Consider the following 15,908-nt stretch of genomic DNA (forward strand, 5'->3'; position numbering starts at 1 on the left):
AAAAGGGCGAGTCAATATGACTTGCCCTTTTTTCATTTGTGGATGGTCTGATTTGATATCGTATATCTTGCCTTTTGTTTTTCCTTTGTTAATCTTAAATTACAAGAATAAAAAAAGGAAATTCTATGAAAAAAATTCTATACTCAATCTTGGCGCTTCTAATGCCAAGTGTAGCGTTGGCCACAACAGTGGGGCCATTTGTTCCACCTGATACTGATGTAAGTATGAAAGTGCTTGCCGCACTTTTCGGAAACATTGGAACGTTTGGAGCCTCTGGCTCTGATGCCTTTGGTCCGATCATGCAGATATTGAATAGCGCCATATTAATAATAGGTGGTATTTTTGCTACCTACACAATTTTGGCTGGAACTATAGGAACTGCCCATGATGGTGAGATGCTTGGAAAAAAATTCTCTTCTGTCTGGATTCCAATTCGCTACTCACTATCAACCGCGATGGTGCTTCCAATCATTAATGGTCAATACGCGATCTTCAATTGGATTGTTACTTGGTGTTTGGTTCAAGGTATCGGTTTAGCTGATCTCACTTGGGCTAAATACATGAGTGTTTCTAGTCTTCAAAATCAAATGACTGTTGGTATAACTCCACCACAAGCCACAGCACTGGGCTACAAAGTTTTTGGTTCTCTTGCTTGCATGAGAGGCTATGAAAAGCTTTTGAAGAGCGGGAACAATGCAGGAATGATTGATCCGATTCTTATGCCAAATGAAAAACCACCGGCTGTAGGAATAACTAAAACTCAAACTTGGAATCAAGGTTCAACTATTTATCAGTTCGGCATGACTGAAGCAGGTCTTGGATTTAATCCTAGTAGTTGCGGCACTATGACTGTCAAAAATACTGAAACACCTACTGTAGCAAAAACAGATTCTGCAAGTGTTCTTGGGCTATTAGGTGATCCCAATTTATATCTTCAATCAGCCTATAAATCAGCAGAGCAAAATAAAGAAGCTGCTGCGATCTTGGTAACAAGTTTAGACACTGCTGCAAAAGCATGGATTGATAACACTGCTTCCGATCCAAGTCCTTCTATAGATCAAGCTGTTGCTACCTACCAAAATACAATTAAAACTAATGCTGCGCAAATTACTTCATCCTTCATGAATCTAAAGGAGCTTGAAGAATCAGCTAAACGTGATGGTTGGGCATTCGCTGGCGCTTACTACATGAAAATATCTTACTTGGTAGATTTATCAAGTAGAACCACTGCAACTATACCGACTGCATCAGGAATGAAAGCTGACAGTAATAAATATCTAGGTGCGTTTATGACCCAGTATGGTGAGGGTCTAAAAAATCTAAAAATGGCTGACAAAGAAATTGGTGATTTCTCAATCAATAAAGAAAGTAATACTGGTGGTGAGGAATGGAGTTGGATGGGTTGGCTTTCTTCTGGTTTTGATTTGACCAGACTCATGAAGCACTTCATACAAGGTGTAGGAACATTCGTTCTAGATGATGGCTCCAATCCAATTCTTGAAATGAAAAGACTAGGAAATTGGCTATTGGGTGTAGCAGCAACCATGCAGGCTGGCTATTCAAGTGGTTCATATGCAATTGCAACTGCTGCGCCTGGTGTTGCTGGTCCACTAGCATTGACTCAGTCATTTCAGCCAATGTTCATGACAATATTGCCTCTAATGATTGGAGTAGGTTTCACATTGTCCTTCATACTTCCAATGATGCCATTTATGTTATGGATGGGTGTTTTCATAGGTTGGCTAATAATGGCAGTTGAAGCTATTGTGATTTCAACTATGTGGGGTGTTTATCATCTCCACCCAAATGGTGATGACTTAACAGGAAAAGGATCTAGCGGTTATTCATTACTTTTGAGTTTAATGTTTAGACCAGTCTTTGCTGTTATTGGATTGATCGCCTCAATTAACATCATCTATGTGCTTGGCACCTTGATTAACAAGATATTTTCTTCAGCATTCTTGTTATCACAGACTGATTCCAACATCTTCATAATGATTCTTTCACTAATTGCCTTCCCATTGATTTATTGTGGAATGATGTGGACAATCATTACAAAATGCATGAAAGTAATCTCAAGTATTGCTGACGATGTATTGAAATGGTTTGGTGGTCAAGGTGGTTCTCTTGGTCAATCAGCAAATGAGCTTGGTAGTTCCAATGCTGGATCATTCATAGCAACTGGCATTGCTGCTAAAACTGCTGGTGGTCATTTGGCTGGATCAATGCAGCGTGGTAAAGAACACGCAAGAAGTGAGTTAGAGAAAATTAATGCAGTTGGTGGTTTTGAAAAACACAAAAATGATTTAGATAAAAAATTTGGCGATGGTGCTGGAGATATGAAAGCAACAGCACTAGGTCTAAATACCCCTCAAGACTTTGCAAGGAATCAAGCTGCAAGTTCTGCATATGATGAAGGACTTGAAATTGCAAGTTCTGTCGGTGGTGAAGCTGGTGTTGATTCCTTCCAGCAACAAATGTTAGATGCATCACAAAATGGATTCTCTGAACATGGAAGTGCTCAAAGTGCTGCTAAATCATTTGGACGTGATATTGCTATGAGTGCTGCAACACAGAAAGCTGAAAAGGAATTTGGCCCTGAAGGTGCTGCATATTTACAGCAAGCTTCAATGAGAAAAAATAGTAAAGGTCAAATGGTACCTAGTATTTCTCAAGCCAATAATGCTATGAAGTTCTTAGCTGGCGCTAAAGCAAATCTTGGAGATAACTTCAGTCAGGTTGTTAACACAGCCGTTGAAGAGTCAGATAATCCACAAGATATGCAGCAGTTTATTCAATCAAACTTCAAAAATGAAGAAGTTGTTCAGGAAGAAGTGAAGCAGGAAGTCAAACAAGAAACTGAGGATAAGGGTGGTGAAATCAAAGAAGATTAAATTTCAACGCAAACAAAAAAGCACCCAATTGGGTGCTTTTTTATTCATATTTTGGCTCGTTTGGAAAATTTGGTTTTGAAGGATTCAAATGTCTTTTAATTCTTGCGCTTGCCTTTTTCATTCTTTCAATGAGATGTGCTGCATGGCTTGCAGCAACATGAATATTCCAATCGGTCATAGGTAGCCATTTGGGCTCCTTGCCTTTCTCAATTATTATGATTGAGCCTGTTGATTCATCGAAGTCTATAGAAACAACTTCGTCAATATCAACGACTATTTCAGATCCTTCTTGACCATGTAGAGAGATTTTTCTCAAAAATTTTCCAATCAAGAATTTCAGTCTGTAGAAAATCCAATTTATCCATCTCATATGCTGTTCTCCTGTTTAAGAACAACATATAAAATCAAAGGATAGAGTCAACTAAAAAAGCACCCGAAGGTGCTTTTTAATTATTTCCATTGTTCTTAAATGTGGAGTCTTTTGCTTCGATCTTATTTTTCTTGCTGAAGTAGTTCACAAATAAGCCGTTAAGAAGTGATAGATTTGGTTCGGCATATTTTAGATAAATTTGGATGGGACTCTTTCCAATTGTTAAAATAATGACTGGCTCTCCATTTAAAAAACTAAGTTCTACAGAGGAAATATCTTCCAGTCTAATTTGAATGAAGGTGCCATCTAATTTTTCTAAGTTCATATGAAAAAACTTCCAGTAAAAATTTCTTAGCCATAAATACATTGCTTTCCACCATTTCATAGTCGTTCTCCTAGTTAGAGAAAACATACAAAATGGAAGACTCAAGTCAACTAAAAAGCACCCAATTGGGTGCCTTTATTTTTTCTGCTGTTGAATTTCTTCTTTGTTCTGCTCAATCAGTTTATCCAAAAACTTCTTACTAAGCTCTGAATTCAGAATCTCATCCCAAATGGCCTCGTCATTTGACGAGGGTGGTTTGTTTGTCATGGGAGATTAAGCTTTACCTTGCTTCTTGCGAATGGCAAGAATGGCTGCTGCATGGCGCTCCAACAATGGACTCTCATTGCCATTATTCTCATGTTGGGTCTGATTGGTAAGAACTGCGTTGATACTAGACTGATGAATTTCAGTAAATTCTTCTGGAGTCTTATCAAGTTGAGCGGCAAGAACTTTTGCAGTTTCACGGAAGGCTTTCTGAGAAACAATCCAATTGGCTAGAACTTCATCCTGTGCTTCGACGAGTGTTTCATATGTTTTCTTAAAGCCGCCACTGGCTTGGGCAATTTCTTTCATAGGACGTGAAAGAAGATCTTCGTATTCTTTGACTTTATTCTTTAGGGCAATGATCTCAGAAGCAGTGTTTCTATCTTTATCGTTCTGCGCCCATTCGGCAACTTGTTTACGGGAATTATTTTCCAGCCATTGTGAATGATATTCACTGTCTGCATTTATTTTTTTAACCCAATCAAATTCCATAAATTTCTCCGTTATCTAAAAATAACTATAGCAGAACTATTGACAAAATCAAATTTCTGCGGATGAAATTTAATAGTGTTTGCGATTGCTTTTAAGCCAAGCTCCAAGGTCAATGATGTTGGTTAGCTTTTCAAACTTTGCTGCTTGGTCAGAATAGAAGCTCAATCCTGTTCCATCTGGGTGCTCTATGGCAAGGCCCTTCGTTCTATGCCTGAAGCCAGCTACCCACCACTCCTTAGTGCCATCTGCCCACTCTACAGCAGGACCGTCCAAACGATGCTTAACACCGTACACATACCACATTCTAGCGCCGTCAGGATGTGTGACTGCTGGACCATCTTCACAGTGAGTTAGGCCGTTCTTTCTTTTGATGGTGTTGTTGCTCATACAGATTCCTTATTGGAAAAAGCGCCTTGTGCTTCTTCTTCGGTCATTGGATGAATTTTTCCATCAGTTGTTAGCGAGAAAAAACCATTGCTTCCAGCTTTGTAGTAGAAGTCTTTGCGAAGAACTATTTCCAAGTTTTGAAAGAAATAGATCCCCGGACGTTTTAAATTTATTCTGTAATAGGTCTTGTTTTGAAGAAATTCAAATCGTCCATTCTGGCGATTTTTATTTGCCATGTCTTCCCAGCATTTAAGTTCAATGCAGGTTGGTGATTGACCTGCTGGAAAAGATCCTTGATGTTGCGCAAAGAGTTTGAATGGTAGGTTTGTTCCTGGATATTTTTTAGACTTTGGTTTTTTATTTCCAGTACCACGAAGTAATTTGTTTGCTGCTGCTGTTAATTTTTTCTGCTCGGCGTAGTTCATTCTTTTCCTATATTTCTATTTTGTATTTTTATAGGAAATTTTTTTCATTACGTCAAATTTCGCGCGCTTTCCATTTTTATTTACTATCGTAAATCTCTAGCGAGTTCTTCTTTGCTGAACTGAGTCATCATCATCTTTGCTTGGATGATGATTAATTTATCTTATATAAGAGTACCTAGTCTTTGCGTTTTTCTAAAGAAAAACGGCAAAGCCTTATCCCTAGCAACCTAGCAAAATCTCTTGATTTTTTTGCTAGTGCTATTTCTGCCTTTGCCATGTTTTCATTCAATTGAAAACGGCCCATAAGGTTGTTAGTAACCTTTCCGAATCCTGGTTTCTTTCTACCAATCTAACAGTAGGGTGCAGGGTATCCAGGACGCTCCTTTTACAGAACTAAGCCTAAACCTATATTTGCTCACACCTCCCAACATCTGGCTTATGGCAGATCGGTATGAATAACCTGCCGCTAGTAGTTTTGAAAGAAACTCCACTATCTGCATAGTGGCACTTGTGCTATTGGGCTCGTTCATTTGGCTATTGTTGGTAGGTTCTCACCTCCTACCATTCGGACTTATCTTATGCCGTATCGCTGTAATTTCTTTCGCCAAATTACTATCTTTAATGAGCCATGCTCTTTTCGTCACACAAATGACTAACTGAATACTTCCAAGATTTCTCTTGTCTTCTTCCTAGATTGACCGATGCTGAGTAAAGGGTCTTTTTAATCGCTTGATTACTCAAGCTGCCCAGTGACATATAACACTTCAACCTATCTTTCAGTCGGGCATAAAAAATGCCCTTGTTTTACCAAGAGCAAATAATCAGTTTTGAGTTATTGACAATTAAAAAATATCTAATATGATTAAATTGCATAGTGGTAGTACATATCTAAGATAAATTTTCGAATTGTCAAGAGTGTGCTGTTAGAAACCGGGTGGTGCCGAATCTAACGACAATAAAAAAGGCTAGTCTTAATGACTAGCCTTTTTTTATTTTGCTTTAAATATCATTCATCATCTGTTGGTTCTTCTTCCTTTATGGCGATTTCTTCCAACGTTTGACCAGGGCGATCCAATAGCTCCCATAGGTCAGAATAGAAAAAATGATCAATGGTCTTTATGTGCTGTGAGAGTAAAGCATCTTCTCTCATATTTGGACGAATATCACAGTAATAAACTCCGTCCAATGGATTTAGTTTGACTGTGTATGCCTTGAAATGACCGGGTAAGAACGTGGCACTTACACCATATTCGTTCTCTCTTTTGGTTTTCTTGCGCTGCACATCATTTAGAAAGATTGCTATGTGTGGAAGTGCAGTATCGGTAAGCCGATTGTATAAAAACTTATCCATAAAGACTTTATCAATTCTGTCTTTGCTGGAGGTTTTTACTGAGCCAATTATTTTCAACTCATTTTCTTTGCTTAACAATAAATCGTGTTGATAGCTAGATTTAAAAAGCTCTGTCCCATCAGCATCTTTTACTGGAACCTGCATTGTTCCAGATACACAATCAACGTTCATGGATACGATAAGCAGCCTAATAAGTCGCTCGAATAAATCGCCATTGACTTTTCTAGCTTGGTTAGATTTTCCAGCAGGTAGACCATCTAAAGCAGCACCAACAGATTGTTGGAGCGTATAAATAGTGCGAATTAGGTTTTCGCGTAAATCACCGGATGGCCGCTGTCCATCTCGCAATTGTTCTAGTGTTAAATTGAATTGTTGTGCAGCTTGTTCAAAACTATTCGCGTCGTACATCAATGCTGAATTGATTGGACGTGTAATGTTAAAGCTGCCTTCTTGTTTGTACTGGAAAAACTGGTAGTGACTTTCATTCTGTGAAATGATGCGTGCCTGTAATCCAGTATCTACATATTCCAGATAGCGAGTGCAGAAATCAACATAGTCTTCAATTGAATTGAAGCGTTCTTTATTGGTTGCGTGATTTACTAATTGTGTAAGACTCATCGGATTGACTCCCTTCTTTCTGCGGTTTTTCGATCGTGTGCTATCCACTCTTCTTTTGTCATGCGTCTAACACTTTCAATTCTTTCTACAGCCCATTTGTTGTATTGAGGGTCAAGGTCGCAAGCCATCCATTTACGACCTAGCTGTTCAGCCACAACTGCTGTTGTTCCAGATCCAGAAAATGGGTCAACCACTAAATCTCCTTCATTGGAAGAAGCTAAGATAAATTTACGAACCAATTCTTCAGGTTTTTGGGTTGGATGTGGTGTTTTTTCACCCATGCCATTACAAGTAGTGGGAATGTCAAAAACATCTTTTGGTTTTGCACCCTTTGGATGTGGAGTCCAATTATCTCGCTGCTTATTTACACCTTTGCCGTATGCACTAGATTCAGCTTGTGGATGTGAAGGATACTTGAGGGTATGGGCGCCGTATGGGGTGCGAACATCATCAATGTTTAGTTTCGCTGAATCAGATTTTCTAAAGTGGATGATGCTTTCATGAGAGCGTCCCCATTCACTTCCTAAATTGGCTTTATTTTTATAATGCCAAATCAACCACCTGCAATGCTTGAAATACTTTGAGGCCGGGTGTTTTAAATCAGCAAGAATTTCAGAAAATCCGCATACATATAGTGATCCTGTAGGTTTTAAAACTCGTGAAGCTTGCTTGATCCAAGTAATAGACCATTCAATGTACTTCTCTTGACTTTCAAAGTTATCCCAATCCGCCTTTTTTATGTTGTAAGGTGGATCAGCAAACACCAGATCAACGCTTGAGTCATCTAGTGATTCAAGCCAATCAAATGAATTGCCTTGATAAAGCTTTCCATTTGCATGCTCATACTGAAGTTGAAACCCTGTTGTTACTGGCTCAAAAAGTTGTTCTTTTTTGACAGCGTTTTCTTCGATTGGGGTTGTGGCAAAATCAAAAGACATATTATTCTTTGGTTTTTCCATTGTTCTGCTCATAATAATTTACCCCAATTATTGTTTTTCAACGGGTTCTTTTAAACCCTTGGTTGGGAACTTTTGTTCAAAACGATCTTTCATTTCTTTCTTATTGGCATAGTTGTTCAAGTTCTCTGCCAAAGAAAGCATAGCAGTTGCACGTTCTTCCAAAGACTTGGCAAAAGCTCTGAGCATGAAGATATGGGACAGGTCCTGAACTGGTGCTGTGGACTTGGTTGGCTTCTTCTTGATGGTGATCTGTGGTGCTGGCGCTTCTTCTGGAACTTCTTTAGTTGGTGTGGTTTCACCATTCAAAAGGAAGTTAGCCACGTCATAAACTGAGTAGTAAACAAGTCGTCCAATGTTCTTGAAGGGGATCGGAAAACGGTTTTCTTTTCGCAACTTTGATTGCTGCTTGGAAGTAAGTGGAATTACTTCAGACAGTTGTTCAGGTGACATCAACAACTTGCCTTTGGTCTTTTCCTTCAAATTATCAATAAGTTGTTGACTGACCATCTTGTATATCACTTCTTGTCTAAAGACTCGCACACATGCTACAGTATCGGGCTGATCGTGTGTCCCTGTAGTTCAATGGATAGAACAGGTTCCTCCTAAGAATCAGATCCAGGTTCGATTCCTGGTGGGGACACCACCGATTGACGCCACATAAAAAAACAGGTAGCTACATGCTACCTGTTGTCGTTTCTGGCCCTTACTTTTCCATCTTCGTGTGCCAAATTTGTTCCAAGACTACCTTGGATCAAGGTGGATATCGAGGGATTAGCAGAGCCTGCTTTCCATACAAATCAACAACTTAGCTTTGGTTTGGCACCCTCCCAAGTCGCTTAGGAGGCATGTGCACTATCCATTGTGCTACGGAGAGACTCTATTCGAGCACCAGATACTGCTATGCTCTTTGAAGAGAGCAGCATCTTACCTGAGCGTGGCATAACAAGCAATTGACGGCTTTTGCGATAGAAGGCTCGGGCTCAAGTACAATACTGCCTTTATTCATCCAATTTCAGCGGATTTCGGTTGCTTCAGGCGGTACCTTCAGACCACATTTACGCCTTCTAGCCCATCACCGACACTCCCGGCTTTAGTTAAATCACACCCTCGTTTACCAGGTATTTATGGCAGTCATTTCACTCAGCAATGCCCAATTGGCATTCGGTCACGTCGCCCTGCTCGATCATGCAGAATTTTCTATTGAGTCCGCCGAGCGCGTTGGCCTGATCGGTCGCAATGGGACCGGTAAATCCTCACTACTCAAAATCATTGCCAGCACATCGAAGCTGGACGACGGCTTGCTGGTAATGCAACAAGGCATCAAGATTGCTTATGTTGAGCAAGAGCCACAATTCTCGCCAGATATCAGCGTGTTTGACGCGGTCGCCTCTGGTATGGGTGAGATGGCAGCCTTGCTCGCTGAATACGAAGCGCTGACCGGACAGTTTGGTGGCGATAACGACGACGCGCTGATGGAGCGCATGCATGACATCCAGATCAAACTCGATGCGGCGGATGCATGGAGCCTGACCAACAAAGTTGAAACCACGCTGGATAAACTCAATCTCAGCAAAGACGTCATCATGAGCACCCTGTCAGGTGGTATGAAAAAGCGGGTCGCCCTGGCATGTGCGCTAGTGAGCGCACCGGATGTACTGCTGCTCGATGAACCGACCAACCATCTGGATTTTTCGTCGATCAAATGGCTGGAAGGTTTGCTGCGCGACTTTAAGGGCAGCGTACTGTTCATCACCCATGACCGTAGCTTCCTCGATAACGTGGCGACGCGCATCATTGAATTAGATCGCGGCAAAATCACGTCCTACCCGGGCAACTTCACCACGTATCAAACACGTAAAGAAGAACAACTCGAAAACGAAGAAGTCGAAAACGCCAAGTTTGATAAGTTCCTCGCTCAGGAAGAAATCTGGATACGTAAAGGCGTCAAAGCCCGCCGCGTTCGCGATGAAGGCCGCGTCAAACGTTTAGAAAATTTGCGCCTGCAACGCAGTGCGCGTCGTGATCAGCAGGGTCAGGTCAAGCTCGATGTGACGACAGGAGAGCGCTCCGGCAAGATCGTGGCGGAATTAGAAAACGTCTGCAAATCCTTTGGCGAAAAAGTCATCGTACGCGACTTCTCCAGCATCATTATGCGCGGCGACAAGATCGGTCTGATTGGTCAGAACGGCGCTGGCAAAACCACGCTCCTGAAGCTGATTCTGGGACAAGATGAGCCGGACAGCGGCCTGATCAAACAAGGTAGCAAATTACAGATCGCCTACTTCGATCAGATGCGCGCGCAATTAAATGACGAAATGAGTTTGGCCGATACCATCGCACCAGGTAGCGATTTCGTCGAGATCAATGGACAGCGCAAGCACGTCATGTCCTACCTCGGCGACTTCCTGTTCGCACCAGAACGCGCACGCTCACCGGTTAAATCCTTGTCCGGCGGCGAACGCAATCGGCTGTTGCTGGCACGCTTGTTTGCCAAGCCAGCGAACGTACTGGTACTCGATGAACCGACCAATGATCTGGATATCGATACGCTGGAATTGCTGGAAGAGTTATTGGAAGACTACGACGGCACCGTGTTCCTGGTCAGCCATGACCGCACCTTCCTCGACAACGTCGTTACGCAAGTAATCGTCTCCGAGGGCGATGGTCAATGGGGCGAATTTATCGGTGGTTATTCAGATTGGGAGCGCTATCGCAACTCTACGCCACTAGTCAAAACAAGCACTAAGCCAGACACAAAACCAGAGTCAAAAATAGACGCAAAAACAAGTGCTCCAGCACCAGCCGCGAAACAAAAGAAGCTCAGTTATAAAGAGCAACGCGAGTTAGATGAATTGCCGAATCTGATCGCAGCGATGGAAGCAGAACAAAAAGCGATCACCGAAAAACTCAACGATGTGAATCTCTACAAAAATGGCGCAGATGAAGCCAATAAGCTGAACGCACGCTATGCAGAGCTGGATGAGTTACTCATCGAAGCACTGGATAAATGGGAAAAAATCGCAGGCTAATTTGCGGTGACAATATCGCAGGCACAAAAAAACGGGGCACATAATTGCCCCGTTTTTTTTGAAAAAATCTGCTCAACGCAGAAGATTACTGACACTACCGATTTGCGATTCTGACTCATCTCACATCACAGCTTGATCCCACACCTTAACTCCACAACCCGATCGCGCAATACCAATGCGGCTTTCCAGCCATTATTGGTCTGAAAGGCGCATCCAGTATGCGGTTTGCCTTTCCAGAACTCCCCTAATACGAATTACTTAACCGCTTTACGAAAATCTTTTAAGCGGAATCCCATCGCAAACAAGGCAGAAAAATACGTCAGCATACAAGCCACAATCACACCGCCCAATATCGCAATCCTTGTGGGTTTATGCGGCTTCAATCCTATCCAGTCAACTTGAGCGGATAAGAAAAACGCAACACCACCCATCAAAAGCAAGGCAACCAGCAATTTAAGCAAAAACTTCATCCAGCCAGATTCTGGTGTATAGATGCCACGCTTTCTCAGTCCTGCGTACAAAAACGCCGCATTGATACAAGCGCCCAGGCCAACGGACAAAGCCAAGCCGACATGCCCCATTTTTAAACCACCCAAAAACAGCAGATTCATTAACTGCGTGCAGACCAATACGCCAATCGCGATTTTCACCGGCGTGCGTATATCCTGTTTGGCATAAAAACCTGGAGCGAGAATTTTGACCAGAATCAATCCCATCAGGCCAACACCATACGCACTGACCGCCTGCGACGTCATATGCACCGCATCTGCACCGAATTTACCGTTATGAAATAACGTCGCCGTCAGCGCATCGGGCAACGTCCCCAGCGCGACCGCCGCAGGCATCGCCAACAGACAGGTCAGACGCAAACCCCAGTCAAGCAGCGAGGAATATTCTTTCGTATCCGACTCAAAATTCGCCTTGGATAAACTTGGCAACAAAATCGTCCCCAAAGCCACACCCAGCAAAGCACTGGGGAATTCCATCAAACGATCGGCGGACGCCAGCCACGAAATACTACCGTCCGGCAAATAAGACGCCCAGGTTGAATTAATCAAGATACTGATTTGCGTCGCAGACACCGCCAGAACAGCCGGCCCCATCTGACGCAAGGCCCGCTTCACACCAGGATCGCGCAACGCAAAAAACGGATTCATCCGGAAGCGCGGCAATACGCCCAACTTCATCAAAGCAGGAACTTGAATCACCACCTGCAACACACCACCCACAAATACCGCAATCGCCAATGCATAGACAGGTTGCGCAAGATACGGCGCTAAAAAAATCGACGCCGCAATAAAAGACAAATTCAATAAAACCGGCGTAAAAGCAGGAATTTTAAATTCACGCCAGGTATTCAAAATTCCACTGGATAAAGCTACCAGCGACATGAAGCCAATGTACGGAAACATAATCCGCGTCATCACCACGGTCGCCTCGAACTTCGCTGGGTTTTGGGCGAAACCCGACGAGAACAAATATACCAGCACCGGCGCACCGACCACGCCCAGTATACAAGTCGCCAGCAGCGTCCACGCCAGAACCGTGGCCACATGATCGATCAACTCCTTGGTAACGACATCGCCTTTTTGATTTTTATATTCGGCGAGAATAGGAACGAAAGCTTGGGAAAAAGCCCCCTCAGCAAACAAGCGGCGAAAGAAATTTGGAATCCGGAAAGCCGCGTTATACGCATCCGTCAGCGCCGTCGCACCAAAATAATTATTGATCAGCACATCACGGACTAGCCCCGTAATACGTGACAACATCGTCATGCCACTAATCGTGGCGAGCGTTTTGAGTAGGTTCATGGAGCGGCATTATAACGTTTGCACGCGCTAGCAACCCACCAGAAAATAAGTCGCGACGCAGGCACTGGCAACAGTCAAATTAATACGAGTAGTCAGTGGCACCAGAGCAGACCAAAAACCAAGGCAAAATCGGCTGCGGGAATAAAATATTTGCCGTGAAATCTTTATCTGCTATAATTGCGAGCTTCGCAAATGAGCAACACTGCGAAACTGGAGAGATGGATGAGTGGTTTAAGTCACACGCCTGGAAAGCGTGCGTAGGTTCATAGCCTACCGGGGGTTCGAATCCCCCTTTCTCCGCCAAGGATACATAAGCCCTTGATTTATCAAGGGCTTTTTTCTTTTTGTTTCGCTTATGGTGGCACTCATAGGGGTACCTCTTCACCAGAGGTTACTATGAAAATCGCTTGCAAAATTCGACAATCCCGCCACGGTGTTTTCTACTATCGCCACCAATATTCTATTCAAGGTGTTCGCAAAGAACGCAGAATTTCGTTACAAACTAAAAATCCCAAGCTCGCAAAAGAAAAATCATTGCTCATTTTAGCTATCATAATCACCAAAAAAAGGGATGGTCATATGCACGAAAATGAACAAGATATTTTGAAACGAATCAGCTCGCTCAACCAAAAAGAAATGGACGAGTCGTTACGCAATCTTGAAATTACAATCGCCCCTCCCAACGGCGGCAATATCACAATTAAGGCAGACCCCAACAATCCAGCCGATATTGCAGCCTTGCTTCAAGCAAGCAAAGATTTTTGGGATAGCGATATTGGTCAATCCATGAAATTCAACATGGATCGCACTGAGCTTACCACACCTCAAACTACAGACTCTATTGAAGTAGCTAACACCACTACCCCATCAACTAACCAACAAATAATCGTATCAGGAACACCGCTGCATGAGTTGATTGAGAAGTTTGCCACTCGCAAGAAAAACACACTTGCGCCTAAAACATTGTATGAGTACCGTAGCCATCAACAAATGTTCTCTGATTGGATCGCAGTCAGGAAAAATACGCCAGATTTCCCTATCAAAGGAATCTCTCGCCAAGACATTTCCGATTTCATTGATGAACTTTTGCAAAAAGGATTAACCAATCAAACCATACAGCAAAAGTATTTAAGCTCTATCACGGGCTTATTTGAACTCGCAAAAAACTCAGGATTATGGGAGAACGAAACCGTATTTCCCACTTATGGGCACAAGCTTTTCACAAAATCGACAGCTAAAAAAGTAAAGGCGAAAAATGGTTGGAAAGAATTTTCACAGGACGATCTTCAACATATTTTCAAACCCGCGACTTATCTAGCACAAAAAAATCCTACTGATTTTTGGCTGCCATTATTAGGCTTGCACACAGGTGGACGGATTGGTGAACTATGCCAATTGCGGATTGAAGATATCAATCAAATTGACCAGATATGGGCTATTGCCATTACCGATGAAGATGAATGTCAACGCCTCAAAACACCCGCAGCCAAACGCACCATACCGATTCATCCAAAGTTAATTGAAATAGGTTTCCTGAACTTCGTTGAAGACATGAAGCAGTTTGGTGGCATGCTCTTTCCCTACTTAACACCCAATGCATTTGGCAATTTCAGCGAAACCCCAAGCGAGCGATTTGGGAAATATCTGGATAGTTTACAACTCACTGACTCTAAAAAAGTATTTCACTCATTTCGTTCCACCTCCAATAACGCGCTCAAAAAAGCAGGTGTTTCAGAGGAAACCCGTTGCCAATTTATTGGACACGAGCACGAAACGACAAATTCTAAAGTCTATGCCAGTGAACACTCTGTTGGTTATCTACTAGAGCATGTCGCCAGTAAACTTAACTTCAATTTGCCGTTTGCTCAATTGGTGTATCCACGCCAATTGATTGTAGAGGCCACGAAGAAAAAATTACGCCTCAAAGAGAAATCCCAAAACAACAAATTGGCAAAAGAACTCCACAACACAAATTAAAATCAGTAGCAAATAAACTTATTCCTACAACGTGAAATCTGCATGGACAGCCTGGACGCTTGGACAGGCTGTTTTTATTTACCCAGCGTCCTGATACATTTCACGAATATAGCCTGCAATTGGTTGAACGAATCGTTCGCTCAACGGCTGCTTTAAAATCCCCAACAAAAAATAGTCCGTGTAATTGATTGCTTTAAGGTCTTTACCAGACTGCGCAAGTATCCATAGCGCGACAATTGCCAGCATAGTGCGGCTATCCAGATTTTTAGCCTTGCAGCTCTTTGCAATCGCATTTCTGGTAGGACTAGCCACTAATTTATCTAGGTCCATAGGCGAACCGCACCACGCCTCCTGAAATTGACACTCAACCATATAGTGAAGCAGTGTGTGGCATTTGTCGGTGACGCTTTTTCCTGACTGATACATCTTTGCGTCTGCCAGCAAACTGGATACCGTTCGTTTACAGGCACTTTCGTCTCTGCCTAGTACCTTCCACAGTGGCAACTTATCTACACCAGACATGTAGATTCTTGCCGTACCGCGTAAGACTGTATCTACTTCCTCTACAAAAATCGGTAATGGTTTAGCTGTGGAATTCTTATAGCGATCCCATTTATCACGATTTGTATTGAGTCCGTTGATTGACAAGAATTCCACAAGCGGTTCAACCTTAGTTTGCTTACTTGCCTGCATAACTGCCGCAAACCAAGTATCAACTCGCAATTTATCGACCCCTACTAATTTTCCGTCAACTTTTGAAGTTGTCTTTACCATGCCTGCCGCCTTTTTTGATTGTGATATTTTTTTGCGAAACTATATCAGGGACGCACGTTATGCAAAACATGCGGACTCCATTTTTTAGCAGATTCAGTATGCTTCGGTAATCCCCCCTGCAAACAAGCGTTGAAATGAGTAGAATTTTCTAAATATGATTTTTGAAAGTTCTGCATGAAGCCTTCCCGTTACACCGACAGTCAGATCATCGCCATCCTCAAGCAGGCCGAGG

At 42.6% G+C, this 15,908-nt stretch carries 13 protein-coding genes and 2 tRNA genes; 5 read left to right on the forward strand and 10 right to left on the reverse strand.

Annotated features, from left to right (window positions below; genetic code table 11):
- Positions 1–125: 125 nt before the first annotated feature.
- Positions 126–2,894, forward strand: a complete 2,769-nt coding sequence (locus ACO0LE_RS07205) for a DotA/TraY family protein (RefSeq protein WP_422959734.1) — start codon at positions 126–128, stop codon at positions 2,892–2,894.
- Positions 2,895–2,934: 40 nt separating this feature from the next.
- Here the strand turns inward: ACO0LE_RS07205 and ACO0LE_RS07210 are convergent, their stop codons facing one another.
- The 8 genes from ACO0LE_RS07210 to ACO0LE_RS07245 all read right to left on the reverse strand — a co-directional run bounded on the left by ACO0LE_RS07210 (position 2,935) and on the right by ACO0LE_RS07245 (position 8,592).
- On the reverse strand, positions 2,935–3,264 hold the full coding sequence (locus ACO0LE_RS07210) for a hypothetical protein (protein ID WP_422959735.1): 330 nt from the start codon (positions 3,262–3,264) through the stop codon (positions 2,935–2,937).
- Positions 3,265–3,340: 76 nt separating this feature from the next.
- Positions 3,341–3,649, reverse strand: coding sequence for a hypothetical protein (locus ACO0LE_RS07215; RefSeq protein WP_422959736.1), 309 nt, complete (start codon positions 3,647–3,649; stop codon positions 3,341–3,343).
- A 213-nt stretch (positions 3,650–3,862) separates the two neighbouring features.
- Positions 3,863–4,345, reverse strand: a complete 483-nt coding sequence (locus tag ACO0LE_RS07220) for a hypothetical protein (RefSeq protein WP_422959737.1) — start codon at positions 4,343–4,345, stop codon at positions 3,863–3,865.
- Positions 4,346–4,414: 69 nt separating this feature from the next.
- Positions 4,415–4,732: a hypothetical protein gene (locus tag ACO0LE_RS07225; RefSeq protein ID WP_422959738.1), complete on the reverse strand. Its 318-nt coding sequence runs from the start codon at positions 4,730–4,732 to the stop codon at positions 4,415–4,417.
- The gene (locus tag ACO0LE_RS07230) at positions 4,729–5,157 is read right to left on the reverse strand and encodes a hypothetical protein (protein WP_422959739.1); all 429 of its coding nucleotides are present in this window, start codon (positions 5,155–5,157) and stop codon (positions 4,729–4,731) included. Before ACO0LE_RS07230 ends, ACO0LE_RS07225 begins: the two co-directional genes overlap by 4 nt.
- Positions 5,158–6,163: 1,006 nt before the next feature.
- Positions 6,164–7,126, reverse strand: a complete 963-nt coding sequence (locus ACO0LE_RS07235; RefSeq protein ID WP_422959740.1) for a hypothetical protein — start codon at positions 7,124–7,126, stop codon at positions 6,164–6,166.
- Positions 7,123–8,085 (reverse strand): DNA-methyltransferase, encoded by a 963-nt coding sequence (locus tag ACO0LE_RS07240; RefSeq protein ID WP_422959741.1) that lies wholly within the window; start codon positions 8,083–8,085, stop codon positions 7,123–7,125. The genes ACO0LE_RS07235 and ACO0LE_RS07240 overlap by 4 nt, the downstream gene beginning before the upstream one ends.
- Positions 8,086–8,112: 27 nt before the next feature.
- Positions 8,113–8,592: a hypothetical protein gene (locus ACO0LE_RS07245; RefSeq protein ID WP_422959742.1), complete on the reverse strand. Its 480-nt coding sequence runs from the start codon at positions 8,590–8,592 to the stop codon at positions 8,113–8,115.
- A gap of 61 nt (positions 8,593–8,653) precedes the next feature.
- On the opposite strand from ACO0LE_RS07245, the gene ACO0LE_RS07250 reads away from it, so the two are divergent.
- Positions 8,654–8,728 (forward strand) — tRNA-Arg (locus tag ACO0LE_RS07250).
- A 481-nt stretch (positions 8,729–9,209) separates the two neighbouring features.
- Entirely contained in the window at positions 9,210–11,114 is a 1,905-nt protein-coding gene (locus tag ACO0LE_RS07255; RefSeq protein ID WP_422959743.1) for an ATP-binding cassette domain-containing protein, read from the forward strand.
- Positions 11,115–11,368: 254 nt separating this feature from the next.
- Here the strand turns inward: ACO0LE_RS07255 and murJ are convergent, their stop codons facing one another.
- Positions 11,369–12,925, reverse strand: a complete 1,557-nt coding sequence (gene murJ, locus ACO0LE_RS07260) for a murein biosynthesis integral membrane protein MurJ (protein WP_422959744.1) — start codon at positions 12,923–12,925, stop codon at positions 11,369–11,371.
- Positions 12,926–13,137: 212 nt separating this feature from the next.
- Between murJ and ACO0LE_RS07265 the strand changes: the two genes are divergently transcribed.
- Both ACO0LE_RS07265 and ACO0LE_RS07270 read left to right on the forward strand, forming a co-directional pair.
- A tRNA-Ser gene (locus ACO0LE_RS07265) sits at positions 13,138–13,228 on the forward strand.
- 93 nt (positions 13,229–13,321) lie between these two features.
- Positions 13,322–14,902: a tyrosine-type recombinase/integrase gene (locus ACO0LE_RS07270; RefSeq protein WP_422959745.1), complete on the forward strand. Its 1,581-nt coding sequence runs from the start codon at positions 13,322–13,324 to the stop codon at positions 14,900–14,902.
- A gap of 78 nt (positions 14,903–14,980) precedes the next feature.
- Here ACO0LE_RS07270 and ACO0LE_RS07275 read toward each other — a convergent pair whose 3' ends face one another.
- Positions 14,981–15,676, reverse strand: a complete 696-nt coding sequence (locus ACO0LE_RS07275) for a hypothetical protein (protein WP_422959746.1) — start codon at positions 15,674–15,676, stop codon at positions 14,981–14,983.
- Positions 15,677–15,908 lie beyond the last annotated feature (232 nt).

Source organism: Undibacterium sp. Xuan67W, from assembly GCF_049340165.1.
Lineage (GTDB): Bacteria > Pseudomonadota > Gammaproteobacteria > Burkholderiales > Burkholderiaceae_D > Undibacterium.